17 protein-coding genes and 1 pseudogene are annotated in these 18,074 nt (G+C 60.8%); 8 read left to right on the top strand and 10 right to left on the bottom strand.

Features of this window, described 5'->3' with window-relative positions:
* Window positions 1-84: 84 nt before the first annotated feature.
* The 6 genes from ABIB00_RS33400 to ABIB00_RS33375 all read right to left on the bottom strand — a co-directional run bounded on the left by ABIB00_RS33400 (window position 85) and on the right by ABIB00_RS33375 (window position 7,155).
* A complete protein-coding gene (locus ABIB00_RS33400) occupies window positions 85-3,273 on the bottom strand; it encodes an efflux RND transporter permease subunit (protein ID WP_354107289.1) in 3,189 nt (1,062 codons plus the stop codon).
* Window positions 3,270-4,664, bottom strand: a complete 1,395-nt coding sequence (locus tag ABIB00_RS33395) for an efflux RND transporter periplasmic adaptor subunit (protein ID WP_354107288.1) — start codon at window positions 4,662-4,664, stop codon at window positions 3,270-3,272. The genes ABIB00_RS33400 and ABIB00_RS33395 overlap by 4 nt, the downstream gene beginning before the upstream one ends.
* A complete protein-coding gene (locus ABIB00_RS33390) occupies window positions 4,661-5,068 on the bottom strand; it encodes a FixH family protein (RefSeq protein ID WP_354107287.1) in 408 nt (135 codons plus the stop codon). Before ABIB00_RS33390 ends, ABIB00_RS33395 begins: the two co-directional genes overlap by 4 nt.
* 92 nt (window positions 5,069-5,160) lie before the next feature.
* Window positions 5,161-5,514: a hypothetical protein gene (locus ABIB00_RS33385; RefSeq protein ID WP_354107286.1), complete on the bottom strand. Its 354-nt coding sequence runs from the start codon at window positions 5,512-5,514 to the stop codon at window positions 5,161-5,163.
* Between the two features lie 216 nt (window positions 5,515-5,730).
* The gene (locus tag ABIB00_RS33380) at window positions 5,731-6,144 is read right to left on the bottom strand and encodes a DoxX family protein (protein WP_354107285.1); all 414 of its coding nucleotides are present in this window, start codon (window positions 6,142-6,144) and stop codon (window positions 5,731-5,733) included.
* 138 nt (window positions 6,145-6,282) lie between these two features.
* On the bottom strand, window positions 6,283-7,155 hold the full coding sequence (locus ABIB00_RS33375) for an NmrA family NAD(P)-binding protein (protein ID WP_354107284.1): 873 nt from the start codon (window positions 7,153-7,155) through the stop codon (window positions 6,283-6,285).
* A gap of 116 nt (window positions 7,156-7,271) precedes the next feature.
* On the opposite strand from ABIB00_RS33375, the gene ABIB00_RS33370 reads away from it, so the two are divergent.
* The 3 genes and pseudogenes from ABIB00_RS33370 to ABIB00_RS39210 all read left to right on the top strand — a co-directional run.
* Window positions 7,272-7,694: a winged helix-turn-helix transcriptional regulator gene (locus ABIB00_RS33370; protein ID WP_354107283.1), complete on the top strand. Its 423-nt coding sequence runs from the start codon at window positions 7,272-7,274 to the stop codon at window positions 7,692-7,694.
* A 203-nt stretch (window positions 7,695-7,897) separates the two neighbouring features.
* Window positions 7,898-9,223 carry an adenylate/guanylate cyclase domain-containing protein gene (locus ABIB00_RS33365; protein WP_354107282.1) on the top strand — a complete coding sequence of 442 codons (1,326 nt, stop codon included), beginning with the start codon at window positions 7,898-7,900 and terminating at the stop codon, window positions 9,221-9,223.
* A 483-nt stretch (window positions 9,224-9,706) separates the two neighbouring features.
* Window positions 9,707-10,069, top strand: a pseudogene (locus ABIB00_RS39210) (hypothetical protein); the annotation flags it as partial.
* A 307-nt stretch (window positions 10,070-10,376) separates the two neighbouring features.
* On the opposite strand, the gene ABIB00_RS33360 reads toward ABIB00_RS39210, so the two are convergent.
* Window positions 10,377-11,075 (bottom strand): LuxR C-terminal-related transcriptional regulator, encoded by a 699-nt coding sequence (locus ABIB00_RS33360; RefSeq protein WP_354107281.1) that lies wholly within the window; start codon window positions 11,073-11,075, stop codon window positions 10,377-10,379.
* A 1,046-nt stretch (window positions 11,076-12,121) separates the two neighbouring features.
* Here ABIB00_RS33360 and ABIB00_RS33355 point away from each other — a divergent pair.
* Entirely contained in the window at window positions 12,122-12,463 is a 342-nt protein-coding gene (locus ABIB00_RS33355; protein WP_354107280.1) for an H-NS histone family protein, read from the top strand.
* A 71-nt stretch (window positions 12,464-12,534) separates the two neighbouring features.
* Here the strand turns inward: ABIB00_RS33355 and ABIB00_RS33350 are convergent, their stop codons facing one another.
* A complete protein-coding gene (locus tag ABIB00_RS33350; RefSeq protein WP_247443964.1) occupies window positions 12,535-12,756 on the bottom strand; it encodes a hypothetical protein in 222 nt (73 codons plus the stop codon).
* Between the two features lie 505 nt (window positions 12,757-13,261).
* Between ABIB00_RS33350 and ABIB00_RS33345 the strand changes: the two genes are divergently transcribed.
* Window positions 13,262-14,263, top strand: a complete 1,002-nt coding sequence (locus tag ABIB00_RS33345) for a hypothetical protein (protein ID WP_354107279.1) — start codon at window positions 13,262-13,264, stop codon at window positions 14,261-14,263.
* On the opposite strand, the gene ABIB00_RS33340 is transcribed toward ABIB00_RS33345, so the two are convergent.
* Together ABIB00_RS33340 and ABIB00_RS33335 are read right to left on the bottom strand one after the other, a co-directional pair.
* Entirely contained in the window at window positions 14,208-14,588 is a 381-nt protein-coding gene (locus ABIB00_RS33340) for a VOC family protein (RefSeq protein WP_354107278.1), read from the bottom strand. The genes ABIB00_RS33345 and ABIB00_RS33340 overlap by 56 nt on opposite strands.
* Window positions 14,589-14,644: 56 nt before the next feature.
* On the bottom strand, window positions 14,645-15,265 hold the full coding sequence (locus ABIB00_RS33335; RefSeq protein ID WP_354107277.1) for a GNAT family N-acetyltransferase: 621 nt from the start codon (window positions 15,263-15,265) through the stop codon (window positions 14,645-14,647).
* Window positions 15,266-15,402: 137 nt separating this feature from the next.
* On the opposite strand from ABIB00_RS33335, the gene ABIB00_RS33330 reads away from it, so the two are divergent.
* From ABIB00_RS33330 to ABIB00_RS33320, 3 genes are all read left to right on the top strand, one after another.
* Complete coding sequence (locus tag ABIB00_RS33330; protein WP_354107276.1) at window positions 15,403-17,277, top strand: HAD-IIIC family phosphatase; 1,875 nt, start codon at window positions 15,403-15,405, stop codon at window positions 17,275-17,277.
* Complete coding sequence (locus tag ABIB00_RS33325) at window positions 17,264-17,512, top strand: acyl carrier protein (protein ID WP_247443969.1); 249 nt, start codon at window positions 17,264-17,266, stop codon at window positions 17,510-17,512. Before ABIB00_RS33330 ends, ABIB00_RS33325 begins: the two co-directional genes overlap by 14 nt.
* Before the next feature lie 404 nt (window positions 17,513-17,916).
* Window positions 17,917-18,074 (top strand): DUF4082 domain-containing protein (locus tag ABIB00_RS33320; RefSeq protein WP_354107319.1); only part of this gene is annotated, 158 nt, incomplete at its 3' end.

Below are 18,074 nucleotides of genomic sequence, written 5' to 3'. Positions count from 1 at the left end.
CATCGGCCACGCTCGATCGCCGTTCGATCGTCTAAGTCGTGCCATGCCCAGCTCGAGGACTTCGCGCATGGCGCCTTGTCGATCTTATTTAACAGGCTGCAGCACTCGCTCCTTGACGGGCCCCTTTGTCTGATCTGCCGACTGGGCCCTGCCCTGATCACCGGGCGGAAGTCCGAAGCCCTTCACCAATCCGAAGATCGCCGGGATCACGATCAGCGTCAGCAGCGTGGAGGAGATCATCCCGCCGATCATCGGCACCGCGATCCGCTGCATGATTTCGGAGCCGGTCCCGGTGCTCCACATGATCGGCAGCAGGCCCGCCATGATCGCGACCACTGTCATCATCTTGGGTCGGACGCGCTCCACCGCGCCCTCCATGACGGCGTCGTAGAGATCGCCGCGGGTCAGGGCCCGCCCCTCGGCGGCACGCCTCGCCGCAGTCTCCGCCAGCGCCTGGTTGAGGTAGATTAGCATGACAACGCCGGTCTCGGCCGCGACGCCGGCGAGCGCGATGAAGCCGACGGCGACGGCAACGGAGAGGTTGAAGCCCAGCCACCACATCAGCCAAAATCCGCCGACCAGCGCGAAAGGCAGCGAGAGCATGACGATCATCGTCTCGGTGATCGAGCGGAAGTTCAGGTAGAGTAGCAGGAAGATGATCATCATCGTCAGGGGAACAACGATCTTCAGCCGCGCGGTGGCCCGCTCCAGGTATTCGTACTGGCCGCTCCACATCACGTAGTAGCCGGCCGGAAACCGGATGCTGGCCTGCACGGCGGTTTTCGCGTCCGCGACGTAGCCCCCGAGGTCGCGGTCGCGGATGTCGACGTAGACGTAGGTCGCGAGCTGCCCGTTCTCGGTCCGGATCGAGGTCGGCCCGCGCGCCGGCGCGACCTTCGCCACCTCGCCGAGCGGCACAGCGCCGCCGGCGGGCATCGGCACCAGCACGTCGTTGGCGATAGCCTGCGGATTGTCGCGCAGATCGCGCGGATAGCGCATGTTGACGGTGAAGCGCTGCCGGCCTTCCACGGTGGTGGTCACCGTCTGCCCGCCCAGCGCCATAGCGATCGTGTCCTGCACGTCTTGGACCATGATGCCGTAACGAGCCAGCGCGGCCCTGTCCGGCGTGACCTCGAGGTAGTAGCCGCCGATCCCGCGCTCGGCGTAGGCCGATGAGGTACCCGGAACGGTTTTGAGGACCTGCTCGATCTGCTTGGCGAGCTTGTCGATCTCGACGAGATCCGTCCCGATCACCTTGGCCCCGATAGGCGTCCTGATCCCCGTCGACAGCATGTCGATGCGCGCCTTGATCGGCATGGTCCAGGCGTTCGACACCCCGGGAAACTGCAGCGCCTTGTCCATCTCGGCGATGAGCCCGTCGATGGTCATGCCGGGGCGCCACTCTTCCTTCGGCTTGAGGTTGACGAGGGTTTCGAACATCTCGGACGGTGCCGGATCGGTGGCGGTCGCGGCGCGCCCTGCCTTGCCGTAGACCGAGGCGACTTCCGGAAAGGATCGAATGATTCGGTCCTGGGTCTGCATCAGTTCGCCGGCCTTGGTGACGGAGATGCCCGGCAGCGTGGTCGGCATGTAGAGCAGCGTGCCTTCATTGAGGTTCGGCATGAACTCGGTGCCGAGCTGGCGCGCCGGCCAGATGCTCACGGCCAGCACGGCGAGCGCGAGCACGACCACCAACGTCTTCGCCCGCATGACGCCCTTTATCACCGGGCGGTAGATCCAGATCAGGAACCGGTTGATCGGATTCCGGTGCTCCGGAACGATCCGCCCGCGCACGAAGATCACCATCAGCGCCGGCACCAACGTCACCGAGAGGAGCGCGGCGGCCGCCATTGAGAACGTCTTGGTGAACGCTAGCGGGCTGAACAGCCGCCCCTCCTGCGATTCGAGCGTGAAGATAGGCATGAACGACACCGTGATGATCAGCAGGCTGAAGAACAGCGCCGGTCCGACCTGGGCCGCGGCGGCGATCAGGACGTCGATCCTGGACTTTCCCGGCTCGGCGCGTTCGAGGTGCTTGTGCGCGTTCTCGATCATGACGATGGCCGCATCGACCATGGCGCCGATCGCGATTGCGATGCCGCCGAGGCTCATGATGTTGGAGCCGAGGCCGAGCAGCTTCATGGCACCGAACGCCATCAAGATGCCGACCGGCAGCATCAGGATCGCGACAAGCGCGCTGCGCACGTGCAGCAGGAACACGATGCAGACCAGCGCGACAACGACGCTTTCTTCGAACAGCGTGTGCTTGAGGGTGTCGATTGCCGCGTAGATTAGGTTGGAGCGATCGTAGACCGGGACGATCTCGACGGACTTCGGCAGACTCGAGGCGATCTCCCGGAAGCGCTTCTTGACGTTCTGGATCACCTCCAGAGCATTGAGGCCGAAGCGCTGCAGCACGATGCCGCTGGCGACCTCGCCCTCGCCGTTCAGCTCCGCGATGCCGCGCCGCTCGTCGGGGCCGAGTTCGACCCTTGCGACGTCGCGCAGCAGCACGGGCGTGCCGCCGGACGTCTTCAGCACGATGTCGCCGAGGTCGTTGATCGACTTGATGTAGCCCTTGCCGCGGATGACGTACTCGAATTCGGAGAGTTCGACCGTTCGCCCGCCGACGTCGGCGTTGCTGGCGCGGATGGCGTCACGCATCTTCTGCATGGTGATCCGCCGGTCGCGCATGCGTTGCGGATCGAGGATCACGTTGTACTGCTTGACGAACCCGCCGACGCTCGCGACTTCCGCGACGCCCTCGGCCTTGGCCAGCGCGAACTTCAGATTCCAGTCCTGGATGGTCCGCGTGTCGGCGAGGTTCAGTTCCTTCGACATCACCGCGTACTGGTAGACCCAGCCGACGCCGGTCGCGTCGGGACCGATCGTGGGTGTGACACCGGCCGGCAGGCGCGCGCTGGCGCCATTGAGGAATTCCAGCACGCGCGAGCGCGCCCAATAGATGTCCGTGCCGTCCTCGAAGATCACGTACACGAAAGAGACGCCGAAGAACGAGAAGCCGCGGACCACCTTCGATTTCGGGACCGTCAGCATCGCCGTCGTCAGCGGATAGGTGACCTGGTCCTCGATCACCTGCGGCGCCTGGCCGGGGTACTCGGTGTAGACGATCACCTGGGTATCCGAGAGATCCGGGATGGCATCGAGCGGCAGATGCAGAAGCGCGTACAGTCCCGCCGCGGCGGCGAAGCCGGTCCCGAACAGGACCAGCAGCAGGTTGCGGGCGGACCAGGCGATGAGGCGTGCGATCATTGCTGCGCCCCTTCGGCAAAGCCCTTCAGGGCGGCCTTCAGGTTGCTTTCGGCATCGATCAGGAAATTCGCCGAGACCACCACGGCGTCGCCCTCCGCGAGGCCCTGCCGGATCTCCACGAAGCCGCCGCCCCGGTGGCCGAGCTTGACCTCGCGCGGCTCCAGCCGACCCTGCCCCTTGTCGATGAAAACGGCCTGCCGGCTCCCGGTGTCCATCACGGCGCTCTCCGGCACCGCGAGGACCGCCTCGCCGCTACCGGTGTCGATGTCGGCGTCGACGTACATGTCGTGCAGCAGGATCAGGTCCGGATTCTGCAGTTCAACGCGGACGCGCGCGGTCCGGGTCTCCTTGTTGATCTCGGGATAGATCACCTGGACCTGCCCAGTGAACTCCCGGCCCGGAAAGCTCCGCGCCTTCACCGCGACGGGCTGGCCCTTGGCGATCATGCCCAGATCGCGTTCGGCGACGTCGATCAGCGCCCAAACAACGGAGTGGTCGGCGATCCGGAACAGGACGCCGCCGGGCTGCACGCGCATGCCTTCGATGGCATTGCGCTCCAGCACGATGCCGTCGCGCGGCGAAGTCCACTCGATCGAGGTCGGCACGGTCCGGCTCCTCTCGATGGCGGAGATCGCAGCATCGGGCACGTCCAGATTCATCAGGCGCTGCCGCGATCCACGGCCATACTGAACGTCGCCGCTGGTCGTCTTCGAGGTGATGGTGGTCAGGTACTCGGCCGCCGCGGAGGACACCGCGGGGCTGTAGACCTCCATCAGGGGCTGGCCCTTGGCAACATGCGATCCGGTGGTGACGTCGGCGACCTTAAGGATGAAGCTTTCCGCCCGCATTGCGATCACAGAAATCCGCCGCTCGTCGAGGGCGATCGTGCCCGGCGCCCTGACGACGGTCCGGATCACCCGCCTCGCTGCGGGCTCCGACTTGACGCCGGTACGCTGGATCTTCCCCGGGGAGAGCTTGACGAAGCCATCGTCGCTGTCCTCGCCCTCGTAGACCGGGATGTAGTCCATCCCCATGGAATCCTTCTTCGGCGCCGGGGAGGTGTCCGGCAGGCCCATGGGATTGCGGTAGTATTTGATCCGTCGCGCTCCGGAATCGCCGGCCGTTGTCGCCGGCTGGTCGTCGTCGAAGCCGACGTCGGCGCCAGCGGGCACGGCGCGGTAATCCCGGCCGTCCGGCGTCTTTCTTGGCACAAGCGAGTAAGACGGCTTGCCGTCCGGATCCTGGTAGTAGATCGGGGCGCCGCTCTCCTCGGCCGCAGCGAGGCCGATCACGGCTCGAGCCGCCGGCCGCTGCGGGCCGGCGATGACGAATGCGATCCCGGCCGCCGCGATCAACGCGGCGACCAGGCTTGTGGCGATCGGGCGGGTCATTTGTGCGCCGTGATGACGAGCTTGTTCTCGACGCTACCCGTCTCGCCCTGGACCTTGGCGCCCAGCGAAAGCTGCCACCGTCCCGCCATGCCAAAGCTTGCCTTGAAGCGGTAGGTGCCGGGCTCGGTCCCGGGCATGGCCGTGACCTTGGTCGCCATCTCCTGCATCCCGTCCGGAGCCATGTCCAAACGGCTGGCGAAGATCACCGCCTCCGGCACCGGTTTGCCGGTCTTGGTGTTCACGAGCCTGACGGTGATGACCTTGTCGGGCCCGGCCTGGACCGACTGGTCGACGAGCTCGAACGTGTAGTCCTTGATGTCGGCCAATGCGGCCGTGCTTGTGCCGCCGATGGTCGCAGCGATCAACGCGGCCTGGACGGCCCGCGCGAAGATAGACGTCTTCATGTTGTGTGTCCTCGATGTCCTGAATTCGCCGCCGAGGCGGCGTGCGTCATCCGGGCGCAAAGCGCACGGACGCAATCGGCGTCAAGCGCCGTTCAGGCCAGGATTCGAGGGGGTTGGTCGGGAGGTGGACGGATCAAACCGTCGCCGACCACGTCGTCCGCCACTGAGTGGGTGGTCCGGATTGCGTGCCGCAGCGGAAGGGCGGCGGCCTCAGAGGGTCCCGCCTGGGCCGTCTTCAACACGCACATTGCAACCAGCGGACAGCCTTGACAGTCCTTGCTCTTCTGCTCCTCCGGACAACAGGGCATGTCGGCGGACATGGACATGTTGGCCATCACGGCCGATCGCGCGTGCGCAGCGGCGGCCGGCGTGATCAGAGGCGCCAGCATCAAGCCGAGGCTCACAAAGAGCGCGAGAGCGAGTTTGAGCAGTTGCCGCAAATGCATGGTACGACCATCCCACGGAAAGTGAAACTATGGAAGCCAGCCCGGTTCACATGTTCGCCAGCCAAACCTGCCGGATCTCAGCCGCAGCAGGACTCTCGATCCTCATCGCCGGACTGGATCGGCGGACACGGGATCGACCCGTAGCTGCAGAACACGCAACGGCCGATCAAACGCGGGGTCAGCTAGGTCCAAACATTGGTAGGTGGACATCCAGTTTCAGCCGCGAACGTTCGCACGCAGACAATCCCTCGGCTCTCCAGTAGCGTCGGTCATGCCGGGCCGCGGAGCCGCTTTCCGCGAGGCGATCCAGCCGACGATTATCGATAGTGTCGCCACGACAAGCGGCATCACCGCGTGCCCGTATTCGGCGTGCAATGTGATGGTCGCGAGCGCCGCCAACATCACGGTGCAGCCCAGCGCCGAGCCCCACAGCCGCGTTCGTGCCCGCACCAGCAGAACGGCGGTCGTGAGTTCTAGCGATCCGGTCACGAAATGGAACCAGGGTGGGTATCCCCACCGAAGATACTCCTCGTAGATGGACCCCGGGGCGAAGATGTTGCTGAGCGATCCCACCACGAAGAAAACAGCAAGCGCCAAGGCCGAGACTTGGCTCCAGGAACTCTTTGACATTTGTCTATCCTTTTCTGATGAGGGCGCCGGAGAACCTGTGTGGCCGCCAAGAGAGGGGCGGCCGCGACGCATTCATTCCGAAGGAGATGCGACTTTCCGGAGCAGGTTCGAAAGTCGCATCTCATCGCTGATCCGGACTTACGCCGTGGCGGTCTTCTGGGCCGCCGCGAAGACATCGCGGGGCAGCGTTGTGCCGGCGACGTGCTCCGTGCCCGCTACGCCGAGGTCCATCCAGCCCGCGTTGACGGCCTCAAACATCGCTTCAGCCGGTCCAGTTTGGCCCTTCGGGATGCCGAACTGCTCGAACGCTGCCGACCACTCGGCCCGCGGCACTGCGAACGCCCTGACCTCGCGCTGCATGACATCGCCCAGTTGCGCTGCGACTTCATCCGCGCTGACCATCGAACCAAGTTCGATGACGCGATGCCCCGACCACGCCGGCCCGGTCAGCAGCGTCGCCGCCTCGGCACCGATGTCGTTCGTCGCGGCCATGGTCGATTTGCGGTTGGTCGGATTGTAGTAGACGGGGAGCGTGCCGCCCTGGGCGGCGTGCAGGCCGTAAAGGAAATTTTCGAAAAACCCGCCGGCGCGCACGAAGGCGGTCGGCGATGTCAGTTTGCGAAGGCTCTGCTCCAGCAACGACAGGGCTGTGATCATCCCCAACCCGCTGGTTCTGTTCGCACCCATCGACGAGAGCCCGACGACCCGCGGGGGCGCGGCCTTGGTCAACGCCTCGACATAGTTCGCGATGACCCCCTTGGCTTCCCTAAAGTCCGGCGAGGGGGCCCAGACCGCCGGCAACATGACAAACGCGCCGTCGACGCCCTTGAGCGCCCGTTCGATGGCGGCCGCATTGTTCCAGTCGCCGTCGACCAGTTCCACGCCCTGGTCTGACCAGCTTGCCGCCTTCGCGCGATCGCGAACCAGCGCGCGTACTTTCTTACCTTGGGCCAGCAGATGCCTGACCGTTGCGCCGCCGACTTTTCCCGTGATTCCCGTGACTAGAAACATACGTATTCTCCCGGTGTTAAATGGTCTACGTTCTAGGGCAGGTCTCACATAGAGACCTGAGGTCTGCACCGTAAGGAGGCAGTTTTTTGTAACCAGGAGAGAAAAAGGAGACCGGCATGAGCGACGCATTGAGTGCGATCGAGCGATTCAGCCGATATCAATCGGACGACGCCCAGTCAGCAGAATCCGTACACTGCCCGGTGCGCGACGTACTCGACTGCATCGGCGATAAGTGGAGCATACTCATGATCATGACCCTCGCGACGCGACCGCAGCGCTTCAGCGAGCTTCATCGAGCCATCCGCGACATCTCGAAGCGCATGCTCACCCAGACGCTGCGCGACCTGGAGCGCGACGGACTTGTCACCCGCAATGTCTTTCCGACCAAACCACCGAGCGTTGAATATCGCCTTTCCCCGCTAGGCCAATCCCTGCTGGAGCCGATGGCGAGCCTCGTCGATTGGGCCGACCGTCGTTATTCCGACATCCATGCCGCGCGCGTCCGCTTTGACGGAGCCCCCTGTGATGTCCCGCGCTAGTGATCTGGTGCAGAAGTTCGCATGGGGCGAACACCACGGTCTCGCTCGGCCTCTACAGCTGCTTTTGCGACATTTCGAGGCCATTGCTCTAGCCCTGTTGAGCTGCCCGTACGATAAGATGCCAGCTGCGCGCCGACCAGGTGACGAACGATGTCGCCTGTTTGCTTCGGCGGTGGGGACCTTAGCCGTCAAGGAAGTGACTGATGATCGATTTTGCCATGCCGGAGACGCGCTATGCGCTCAGCGGCGACGTCAATATCGCCTATCAAACGCTAGGTAGCGGACCCGTCGATATCATCATGGTCCCGGGCATCATTTCGCATGTGGAATTCTTGCATGAACTGCGCGGCTATACCGCGTTCATGCGCCGCCTTTCGACCTTCGCCCGCGTGGTTTCCTTCGACAAGAGAGGCCAGGGGCTCTCCGACAGGGTAGCCGGAGCCCCTTCGCTCGAACAGCGGATGGATGATGTTCGCGCCGTCATGGACAGCATCGGGTCAACCCAGGCCGCGCTGCTTGGCGTTTCCGAGGGATGCGCGATGAGCGTCATGTTTGCTGCCACCTATCCCGAGCGCGTATCCAAACTCATCCTCTTTGGCGGCTATCGACGGCGACGCGACTTGCCCGGAGACGGCGAGCAACGGGCCATACAGCTCATGAAGTCGTGGGGCACGGGCGCGATGATCAACAGAGTTGCTCCCAGCCTCGCGACCGATCCTGCCGCCGTAGCGCAATTCGCCAAGTATGAAAGGCTTGCAGCCAGTCCCGGAGCCATAAAGCAGTTTGCCCTGCTGAATGCGTCGATCGATGTGAGTCAGCTGCTTGAGAACGTACGCGCTCCGACGCTCGTGCTGCATCGTCACGGCGACGTGCAGGTACCGGTCGAGCATGGCCGCGATTTAGCCGCGGGGATTCCCGGCGCGCGATTCATCGAATATGCGGGAGATGACCACAGTCCATATTTCGGCTTCAGCGATCGCGACGAGCTGCTTGGCGATATCGAAGAGTTCATGACGGGGCATCGCGACGGCTCGCCGGAGGATATCGATCGCGTTCTCGCCACGGTCCTGTTCACGGATATTGTCGATTCAACGCGCCGCGCCGCCGAAACCGGCGATCGGGCATGGCGCAAATTGCTCGACAGTCACGATGAACTGGCGTCGCAAATCGTCGAGAAGCATCGCGGCACTTTGATCAAGTCCACCGGCGATGGCATTCTCGCCACCTTCGACGGACCAGCCCGCGCCGTTCGTTGCGCTCTCGCGCTTGGAACAGCTGCAAAACAGATTGGCTTGGCGCTCCGAGCGGGTCTTCACACCGGCGAAATCGAGATCAGGGGCCGCGATATAGGCGGCGTCGCCGTGCATGCAGCTTCGCGCGTTATGACCCAGTCGCAGCCTGACGAAGTCTTGGTGTCGCGGGTCGTCACCGATCTCGTCGCAGGCGCGGGTTTGAGGTTCGCCGAGCGCGGATCGCATGAACTTAAGGGACTTCCGGGCCGGTGGGATCTGTTCGCAGCGATCATCTAAGTGAAGGGCCGCTCTTGATGCTATTGGCGAACCACATTTGCTCAGGTTGAGTTCTTCGCATTTTGACCCAGTGCGGACATCGCCCTGACGGACGCTAGGAGATCAACTATTGCGCGGGTCGCCCTGAAGCGGAGATCCCGCTCGCCCACTCTTTCGCTTGGCTATTAATTTCGCCGCGCGGAGGACGGTCACTGGACCGCGAAAGCGCAAGCCCCGCACGCAAGTAAGGCAAAGAGCACAACAACCGATGAGGACGGCCGCATAGCTTCCGGTCCAATCGATACTGACTGCGAAAGGCAGCAGTCCGAATGCCGCGCCCGCAGCCCGCCCTCGACCACACTTCGGACCATCGCCTCTCGGTATGGTTCGGCAACCACGTCGCCGCGCCCAGCAATTCCCGCCATTCAAAAGAAAATGCCTTGTTTAAAATATAATATATAATACCATGGTTTTATATTTCATTTAAATCGAGGAGAGCGCAGCGTGACCCGGGACGGCAACGAAGACGACGACCGGCGGGCGTTTTTGAAGACATGCGGAAGATTCGCGGCCGTGACGCCCCCGGTCATGACATTGCTTCTGTCCACCTCCCTGACCTCGAAAGCCATTGCACGTTCGGGCGGTCTGAACGGAGCGACGCAAGGCGACAAGAGCCAGTCTGTCTTCGACAACGACCGGTCCTCCGCGGTAAGGTCGGGGACCTCCAGTAGCGGCGGATCATCCGGAGGGGGTGGAGCACCCGGCGGTGGCCGGCCCAGCTCACCTCATGCTGCTGCAGGGACACCCGTTGGCGGCGGATCCGCTGGTGCCGGAGGCAATGGTAAAGGGCCTTTCGCGACCGGCGGCAGCTCCGGAAGCCCGACCGCATATGGCGGCGTCGATTGCGCAGATGAAGAGGAAGAGAGGCTCAAGGCCGATTGCGACCGCGCTATCACTCGGGTTTCGAGCGCGACCAAAGCCGAAAATTAGCATCGTTTCAGCGCATGCATAGCGCATTGACTTGCCCAGCCAGCACGTCGGCTCATTTGCTGCGGCATGCTGAAAAGCGTGGCTCGGATTGCGGGAGCCGCGGGCCTGGACATCCGAGAACCTCCTTGAGAGGCAGACCCGATTCCCGTGAGTCGAAAAGGCGTTGTTGCGCTTAACGTCCTCGTCATTTCGCGCTGGCGGGATCTCGCTGTGTAAGACCGGTAGCACTCGACCCACGAGGCGCTGAATGCAGCTCATTCCGTGAAATTGCCAATGCCGCGAGAACTGTCCGATTACTGATGTCCAGTTTTTGAAAGATGTGATGAAGGTGGACTTTGATCGTACCGTCGGCAATGTTCAGGCAACGCCCAATTTCCTTGTTCGATAGCCCCTCCGATACGAGCCGCATGATCTGCCGCTCCCGGTCCGTAAGCTGGGTCAGGGACTTCTCCTCACCTGCGCGAGAGTCTTCAGCAACCTGCCCAGTGCTGTGCGACCGTGACGCCAATCCTCGGATCTGAACAACCTTCCGCAGGGTGGCGACTAACGTCTCCGGCTTCGCATGCTTCGTGAGGACGAGACAGACCCCGTCGGCAACCAGCTTCTGCAACGCGTCATCGCCAGCCGTATCGACGAAGAAAACTACCCGAGTACCCTGGCCCGCGGTGTTTGCCAGAGCCAGGAAGTCAGACCGGCTCATTTCAGGCGCGCCCAAATCCACCAGCGCAATGTCCGGCACAAGAAGTCGAATTGCCTCGATGCAGCTTGCAGCATCTCCGCATGAGGCCACGATCGCAAAATCGTGCTGCGTCGCCAAGACGCTGCTGATTCCCTCCAAAACGATCGGGTGCCGATCCGCGATGACAATTCTGATGCGACGCATGCTTCCTCTGCCCGATTTCGTAAACTCACAATGCGGCAGTTTATTCCAGCAACGTCTTCGGTAACGTTCGCTAACCATAAAGCCAATTTGCAATGTCAAAGTGTCGCACTTGTTGAGGCACATCTCGCAACGCTTGACCGCGGTGTGAACGTAACTCACTCTGAAATTGCGTGCACCACCGTACGAACCCGGGCTCTGCTCGAAACGCCAAAACGCGAAATTCTTCGGCGGAAGCCGACCTTCCGGGCAATTTTTGATAGTAAAGCAAGTAAACTTCGCCCGGCAGGTGTATTTTGGGCGCGGGTGAGTCGCTGACTATCATAATCGACATCCATCTAATCGGTCCACCGCTGCTATATTACGAAGGATATATAGGGATATCCGCGATTCAAATCTAACATTCAACGAAGTTTCGCCTAAAACGAGGCGATCCAACCCGGGGAGGCTGCAGAGTAATATTATCGTCGAGGAGCGTTCATCCGACGCAAAGAACGGCTGCGATCCTTTGATTTTGTGTATCGGCGGGGAGCTCAAATGAGGAATGAAAATTTTTCAAACTGTCTGATTTCAACGAAAGCACCCTGCCAATGCTCGTTTCGAGCGAAATCCAGGGAAAGGCCTTCAACCTAACTATAGCACCGATGAACAACTGGTCAGCAGAGTTGAACCGGCTTCTTCGTCAGCCCGGCAACTTCACTGAGCGGTTACGAGGTGATCTTTGTAACGAGTGTAGGTGGTCACATGCATTCTTCGGCTGTTCTGCGTCAAACTCATCAGGATCTGATCGTTCAATTCACCGAATTGCAGAATTTGCGTAGTCGCGTATTGCAGGCCGAACAGCGGATGTTTGGCCCCCGACGAGCCAACCGGCGAAGGGCCTCTGGGAGGCGCCTGCTCGGTCGGACAACCAGAACGAGGCGGTAGCGGCGACAGGCGTCGGCGCGGGCCGGACATGCTGGCCCAACCGATCGTGCTTGCCGGACCGGGCTTCGACCTGATATCCCCTCGACCTTCCTGTTTGACGGAAGTAGCTGGGGACGGCTTCCATGGGTAAGGACGACTGGACATCCGTCCCTACGGGGGACCTTTGGCAACTTTACGACGAGGTGACCACGGTTCTCAGTCGCAGAATGACCGCGGAAAAAGCCAAGCTCGAACAGCGGCTTCGCAGGATAGAGGGAACCGCCGGCACTCCCACCGAGGAGCGTGCACGGCGCCCCTACCCTCCAGTGCTGCCGAAGTACCGGAATCCTAAGAAACCATCCCAAACCTGGTCTGGTCGCGGTAAGCAACCCCGATGGCTGAAAGAGCAGCTTCGCGCCGGCAAAAAGCTGCCCGACCTGTTGATCAACCGCTCATCCGGCCAGAAGCGCCGCCAGACCGGCTGAGCACGAGCAATCGTTGTACCGGCGCCCGCGCGAACGCCGGCATGGCTGTCGCGGGCCGTTGGCGCCACCCTTCAGCGGTCGTCATCCTCTTTGCCGTTAGGACTGCCGTCCCCGCCGCCGTTGCCGCCCCCATTGTTGCCGTGCACAATTCGGCCAGCCGAACCCGCGATGGCGGCCGAGGTAAGAGAGGTGGAGAGCAACAAGGTCATAGCTGGAGGGGTCACGGCGGCAAATCTTCCACAACTCTTCAAGAACTCACGACGGTCTTCGCTGTCGGCGTCCAGGTGGGTCATCGGGTCATCCTGCAATGATTGCCCAATCGAAAATAGGCCAGAATGGCCGCGCCGCAAGTTAAATATGTTATTTCGGACAATTTAATTACAAGCCTGGTCTGAGGCCTTCTTTGGAGCGACTATCGCTCGAAACCGCGCACGTGAGCTGGGGATCCACTAATATGTTCATCGCCAATCAGCACAATCGCGCCCATCTACCCGTCCGAGGAATGCATGATCCCAGCTCTCGCATTTGACATTTTCAACGTTAGATCTATTATAAATTTAAATCTAATTTAATAGCAGACAATTTCTTCTTCGCTCATAAGCCTGTTCAGCGCACACCGAATTAGGGCCGAATCGACCCCGAACGTGCCGCGCCCAAGCGCACGGCCATTTCCCGAGTGGCGAAAGCGAAAAGCAGTTCATGACCGGAACCGAGGCAGGAGCAGCATTCAGGCAATTGCGGTCTGGCTTTAATACGGCTTTACGACCAGGATTCTCACTGCCGCGTCTGGGAGCCCTGATGAGCCGGGCCCTCACGGAAACTCTCTTAGACCTTTCGGAACTTACAGTGCTCACCGAAGCTGCGACCGGCGCGTATGCCGTGACGGCCGCCCTTGCAGCGATGGCCGGAGCCAAACACGTCTATGCCTTCACGAGGCCCACACGACACGGCACACCAGCTGAAGCCCGGCAACAGACTCTGGAGCTCGCAGATTTGGTCGGTGTGGCCGATCGCATCGACGTCTTGGAGCAGATCACCCCGGAAGTCCTCCATCAAACCGACATCGTAACCAACAGCGGTCATCTACGGCCCCTTACCGCTGCACTCATTGATGAGTTACCAAGAAACGCCGTCATCGCCCTGATGTTCGAGGCTTGGGAATTTCGCCCCAAAGATCTCGACATGGAAGCATGCTTACGGCGCGGAATTCCGATTGTCGGAGTGAACGAACGCCACCCGTCGGTGGATGTCTTCTCGTTCCTTGGTCCGCTGTGCGTGAAACAACTCCACGATTGCGGACTGTCCGTTTACAAGAATCGCATCGCTGTGTTGTGCGACAACGACTTTGTTGGCTCGCTGCGCACCGGTCTCGCAAGTTCTGGAGCGAGCGTGGACACCTTCGACAACGTGCAAGATCTGTATCGCGACGAGTGGGACGCAATCGTCGTCGCGTTGCGACCGGCGGCTGAACCTCGTATCAGTCCGCCGGAAGCAACACACCTCGCTGCTTGCGCGCCCGCCGGTGCCATTATCGTGCAGTTCTGGGGTGATATGGATCGAACCGTATTGTCAGAAAATGGATTGGCCGTTTGGCCAACGGCCCCTCCGGCATCGGGGCACATGGGCATTCTCCTGTCGGAGATCGGCCCCGATCCGATCGTGAGACTGCAAGCTGGCGGCCTCCGTGCTGCTGAATGGGTTCGGCGCAGTAGACCTGTTTCGTCCGACGGATTCGCGCAAATCGTCACTCAGCCCCCGATCGACATTTCGCCAATTCATGCTCGGTCCTCGCCTCGATGAGTTCGACGAGTGTGCGCGTCGCGGACGAGAGAAAGACTATACGCCGCATGTCGAACGCGACCGCGGGCGCGGGTGACGATATGGGGAAATACTGCCGCGCCGTGAAGCAAGCGATCGCGTCGTCGAACTGGCTCACTTCGTAAGCAAGATGATAAAATTTGCCGCCTCGCCTCAGGATACCCTCCACTGGCGATTGTGCGCCGGCCGGCTCAATGAGCTCCAGGCGCGGACCGCCGCCTGACACGAACTGAATCCGCACCTGCTGGATCGGATCCTCGAATACAAGTCCTTCAGGACTGTAGCCGGCTATCGCGAGTTCCGGCACTCCGCCTCGATGTTTCGGCACGCCATTCCCAAATGATGAAAATGCAGATCCATCTGCTATTCCCGCGCGTCGAGGAGCAGCGCCGACCAGGCCTGCTTCAACCGTGGATAATCTTCGCGCGACATCCGAAACGTAATCACGTCATCGCCATTCCACCAAGCCTTCGGCGCAATCTTTTCGATTTGGAAACCAAGGCGAATATGGAAGTTCTTCGAAGACCGGTTGTTGCTTTGCACGTTGGCTACGACGACCGAAAGCCCTAGCTGCCCGAAGGCGAACCCGAGAAACAGATCGAAGATCTCCGCCAGAAAGAGGCGCGCTCCCGGATCGACGATCAACCGCGCCACCTCGCCGCGCTTTGCCGCAAAATCCAGGTTCGCAAGGGCGATGCTGCCAGCCGGTTTCCTCGACTGTTTGAACTCGGCAATAAAATAGTAATCGTCCGCCCTCGCCTGGTAGTTTCGGAAAAACTCCGCCTGCTGAGCCAAGGTCAGCTTTTCTCGGGTCAGGAACTTGCCGAGAACGGGATCGTTCCGCCAAGCGATGATTTGCGCGGAATCCTCCAGCCGGATCTCTCGGAGGACCAGGTTATTTCCCTCAGGAAGCCGTTCGAGATTCTCAACCTTGTTGGCAAGCGTGCCCTGTCCCGGCGGAGCCAGCCCCATATATCCCGTCATATATCTATCTGCCTTTAATCAATAAAAATCACAACATATTTAATTGACCAGGACTTTAACATTATTTAGGATCGGCGACAATCAAATGATTGCTGTTTCACTTATGGAGGCTCGCCATTCTCGCTGCTCTACCCGACTTGTCGGACCGGCACGTAAATGATGCCGAACTCAAATCTTTGGCGCTATCCGGCGATGCCGCGTTCTGGGGACATCTCATCACCCGCTCGCGGCAGGCGGGGAGTTTTTCAGAACTTTTTTTTCTGTCGGCACTTCGAAAAAAGGCGAAGTTACCTTCGATCGAAAGTGTCCCGCCAAAACTCCGCCTCGCCTTGATCGGTGGCTACAACCTGTATCCGTTGCACGAATTGGTTGCACATCTCCTGGCCGTTCGTGGGATCGAGTGCGAACACTTCCTCGGCGAGTACGATAATTTCGTCTCGGAAATCCTCGACAGCTCCAGCCCGCTGTACGCCTTCAAGCCAGATATCGCCTTCATTCTGCCGAATGCAAGTCACTGTCGTTTTTCCGGCTCGCTCCTCGATGCCGTAGAGCATCAGCGCGAAGCCGCAGTCAACGCGGCGAAGCACCTCCTCAACCTCGCGCAGACTTTCGTCGAGCGCTCGGATGCGGCGGTGATTCTAGCGAATCTTCCGCTGCCAGGCGAACTCGATCTCGGCTCGTTTCGTTCACGCACGCTTGGCGCCGATTGGAGTTTCCGCAAAGCGGTAAATCTCGAACTCGGGCTCCGGGCCCCAGCGGAGGTGCAAATCTGCGACGTCGAGTTCCTCTCGGCACGCCGAGGGATCTCAGCCGCTGCGGATGCGCGAGCGTGGTATGAATCGAAGCAGCTCGGATCACCTGACTTTCTCGTGGACGTCGCGCAAGAGCTAAGCCATCTGATCGCCTCCCGGAGGCAAAGCCCCAAGAAGGTGCTGGCAATCGACCTCGATCACACGCTATGGGGCGGCGTGATCGCGGAGGACGGTGTCGAAGGAATCGAGCTTGGCGACTCGTCCCCCCGCGGCGAAGCTTTCAAGGCCTTCCAGAAGTACCTCCTTACACTTTCCGAGCGCGGCGTCCTGCTTGCGGTGTGCAGCAAGAACGACCATGCGCGCGCGATCGAGGTATTCGAGACGCATCCCGAGATGGTTCTCCGGCTGGAGCATTTCGCGGCCTTCAAAGCCAACTGGGACCCGAAGTCTGACAACCTGCAGCGGATCGCGGATGAACTCCGCGTTGGCATGGAGAGTTTCGTCTTCGCCGACGACAACCCAGCGGAGATCGAGATCGTGCGCCAGTTTCAGCCCCAGGTCGAAGGCGTGCTCCTCGGGCCGGATCCCGCCGAATTCATCGGCCGCCTCCAGGCCGGGCGCCATTTCGAGCCGCGGAACGTCACCGAGGAGGATCTCGAGCGGACGGCGCAGTATAGGCAGGAACGGCGACGTACAGAGCTCGCGGCGAGCGTCACCGACATGCCAGCCTACCTCGCGTCGTTGGAGATGCGAGGCACGATTAAGGAATTCGACTCGCTCGACCTACCACGCATCGCCCAGCTGATTGCACGTAGTAACCAGTTCAACCTAACGACGGTCCGTCGATCCGAAACTGAGATCCGGGGGCTGTTAAAAAGGCAGGACTACCTGTGCTTCACGATGCGGCTTGAAGATCGATTCGGTGAATCCGGGCTCATTTCTGTGGTCATTGCAAAGATCGAGGGTGACGCCTGTGTTCTCGATACCTGGCTTATGAGCTGCCGCGTGCTTAAGCGCCAGGTCGAGGACGAGATCATGAACGAGATTTTTCGGCTTGCAAAGGTCGCTGGCTGCACGAAAGCGCGCGGCATTTATCTTCCGACGGCCAAAAACGGGATCGTCGCTGGGATCTACGAGGAGTTTGGCTTCGTGCGTACGGAAGGCTCCGCCACCCGAATAAAGTTCGAGCTCGATGTGGAGAAGTATCAGACGCGTTCGACAAAGATCCGCATAACCCGGAGGGCTTATGAAGCAGGCTGAAGTACTGGTGAAGTTGCAGGAGCTATTCGACGGCATCTTCCTTGAGAAGGTCGTGGCCAGACCCGAGCTGTCGGCGGCCGACGTCGAGGAGTGGGACTCGCTCATGCAGATCTCGCTGGTCATCGCCGTCGAGCAGAAGTTTCGCGTGCGATTCCGCGTTGGCGAAGCCGAGACGGCCCGGAACCTGGGTGAGTTCGCCGATCTGATCGCGAAACGGATAGAACCAAAGAGCTGACATCGCAAGACGATCGCGGGAATACGCGATCCGCCACCGTTTTTGGCGTCTCCGGCCCAGCTTATGGGCGTGACGCGGCACCGCTGCGCATAGCCGCAGCCGGCGATTGTTCGTCTGAGGTCGAGCGGAACCCTCAGCGCCGATATCGTTGCCTCCACTGAAGCGAGCACGCCTTGGGCGGCCTGCAATCAACGGGAGCAGCCGCCAACAGCTGTTCATATCAGGAGGTTGACTGGGAACCGCACCTTTTCAAGAGAAATTGACATCCGTGCAAAGCTTCCTTCACAAGCGCATTAAAGAATGCCATTAACAAATATAATTATTTAATTTATTTAATATTGCTTTGCGTGATTTGGTTTATTAAATTTTGCTGAGTACAAGAATCGACGGCGCTGGAGAACAACATGGCAAGCTTGTTCACCACTCAGGCTCCCGTTCTGACCAACAACACTGACGGGATCGGGGCGGATTATGAGCTGGGGATGCGCTTCACCAGCGACACGTCCGGCGTGATCCAGGCAATCCGCTACTACAAGGCCTCGAACGAGACCGGCACCCATAT

It is taken from the genome of Bradyrhizobium sp. LB14.3 (assembly GCF_040547985.1).
Classification (GTDB): Bacteria; Pseudomonadota; Alphaproteobacteria; order Rhizobiales; family Xanthobacteraceae; genus Bradyrhizobium.
Note: the sequence above shows the minus strand (reverse complement) of the source record. Positions and strands in the feature narration are given on the sequence as shown.